The following is a 1,596-nucleotide window of genomic DNA, read 5'->3' as shown; positions in this document are numbered from 1 at the left end:
GCCCTGCACCGACCGGCCCGACCCGACCCGGCCCACGGCGACGTCCAGCGGGGTACGCCAGTCGACGCCGACCACGTCCGCGCCGGCCTCGCCCATCGCGCCGAGCAGTTCGCCGGTACCCACCCCGAAGTGGATCCGAGGCACCCCGGCGTCGGCGAGACCCCGCAGCACGACGGTCGAGTGCGGGAGCACGTACCGGCGGTAGTCGGCCTCCGACAGCGCCCCGGCCCACGAGTCGAAGAGCTGCACGGCGGAGACCCCGGCCTCGATCTGCACCCGCAGGAAGGCCAGGGTGATCTCGGCCAGCCGGCCGCAGAGCGCGTGCCACAGCTCGGGCGCGCCGTACATCATCGCCTTGGTCTTCGCATGGGTCCGCGACGGCCCGCCCTCGACCAGGTAGCTGGCCAGGGTGAACGGCGCACCGGCGAAACCGATCAGCGGGGTGCCGCCCAGTTCGGCAACGAGCAGCCGGACCGCCTCGTCGACGTAGGACACGTCGTCGCGGCTGATCGGGCGGATCCGCTCGACGTCCCCGGCGTCCCGGACCGGCTCGGCCACCACCGGGCCGGTACCCGGCACGATGTCCAGGTCGACCCCGGCCGCGGCGACCGGTACCACGATGTCGCTGAACAGGATCGCGGCGTCCACCCCGTGCCGGCGGACCGGCTGGAGGGTGATCTCGGTGACCAGGTCGGGCCGGCGGCAGGACTCCAGCATCGGCACCCCCGCCCGGATCTCCCGGTACTCCGGGAGCGAGCGCCCGGCCTGACGCATGAACCAGACAGGGGTGTGCGGTACGGGCTCGCCCCGGCAGGCCCGGACAAACGGGGAGTCAACGGTGATGCTCATCGTCCGCCATGGTGCCACGGAGATCGCGACGGCCGACGACCACCGCCACACAATGTGACCCGCCCGGTAAGGAAGGGCCCCCGGTTAACGCTTTCGGTAGAGGAAGGGCCCCTTGTTAACAGGTTCGGTTGTTAACGGCTCTGGTCGACGTACCGGCGTGCCGTCGAGGTACCGGGCGGTACGGCGGCTTAGGCTGCGCACATGTCCCCCCCGATCGCGATTCCCGAGACCTTCGCCCGGGCGGTGGCGGGGCTGCGGTCGACCACTCCTCGGACGGAGATCACCCTGGAGGAGGTGGGGGCGCCCCGCCGGCTCGCCCCGTACGCCTTCGCGCTGAGTGCGAGCGTGCTCCGGGACGAGGAGGAGGTCGCCACCGGGCGGCTGATCCTGCTGCACGACCCGGCCGGGCACGAGGCGTGGCAGGGCACCTTCCGGCTGGTCACCTATGTGACCGCCGACCTGGAGGTGGATCTCGCGGCGGATCCGCTGCTGCCCAGCGTGGGCTGGACCTGGTTGACCGATGCGCTGGAGGCCCAGGAGGCGGGTCACCGGGCGATCGGCGGGACCATCACCCAGACCATGTCGACCCGGTTCGGTGACCTGGCCGGCCCGCCGGCCGCCGGTGACATCGAGATCAGGGCGTCCTGGACCCCGCTGAGTGACGACCTGCGCCCCCACCTGCTCGCCTGGTACGCGCTGCTCGCCTCGACCGCCGGTCTGCCTCCGCCCGGGGTGACCGCCCTACCC

1 protein-coding gene and 1 pseudogene are annotated in these 1,596 nt (G+C 72.4%); one reads left to right on the top strand and one right to left on the bottom strand.

What is annotated here, in order from left to right:
• Nucleotides 1-834, bottom strand: a pseudogene (gene hemE / locus GSF22_RS33460) (uroporphyrinogen decarboxylase); the annotation flags it as partial.
• A 216-nt stretch (nucleotides 835-1,050) separates the two neighbouring features.
• On the opposite strand from hemE, the gene GSF22_RS33455 reads away from it, so the two are divergent.
• A partial coding sequence (locus GSF22_RS33455) for a DUF3000 domain-containing protein (protein WP_208817899.1) occupies nucleotides 1,051-1,596 on the top strand: 546 nt, incomplete at its 3' end.

Source organism: Micromonospora echinofusca, assembly GCF_017614955.1.
GTDB classification, from domain to species: Bacteria; Actinomycetota; Actinomycetes; order Mycobacteriales; family Micromonosporaceae; genus Micromonospora; species Micromonospora echinofusca_A.
The sequence above is the reverse complement of the archived record's forward strand: the minus strand, read 5'-3'. Positions and strand labels throughout refer to the sequence as shown.